The following is a 253-nucleotide window of genomic DNA, read 5'->3' on the forward strand; positions in this document are numbered from 1 at the left end:
CGGCCGGTGCGCTGGCCGACGGTGTGTTCGAGGGGCAGCCCGCAGGGCGGCTGGGGGAGGTGTTCGCGCCGAAGGCGGACGCGGCCTGGCACCTGCACGAGGCGACCGAGGGCCTGGGTCTGGCGGCCTTCGTCCTGTTCTCCTCCGGCGCCAGTGTCTTCGGGAACGCCGGGCAGAGCCTGTACGGGTCGGCGAACGGGTTCCTGGACGGTCTGGCCGGGTGGCGTCGTGAGCGCGGTCTGCCGGCGGTCTC

The 253-nt window shown here is 74.3% G+C and carries 1 protein-coding gene; it reads left to right on the forward strand.

All coding sequences use genetic code 11. The features are described 5' to 3' along the window. A partial coding sequence (locus AE652_RS21455) for a ketoreductase domain-containing protein (protein WP_049653972.1) occupies positions 1-253 on the forward strand: 253 nt, incomplete at both ends.

It is taken from the genome of Kitasatospora sp. MY 5-36, assembly GCF_001182915.1.
Classification (GTDB): domain Bacteria; phylum Actinomycetota; class Actinomycetes; order Streptomycetales; family Streptomycetaceae; genus Kitasatospora.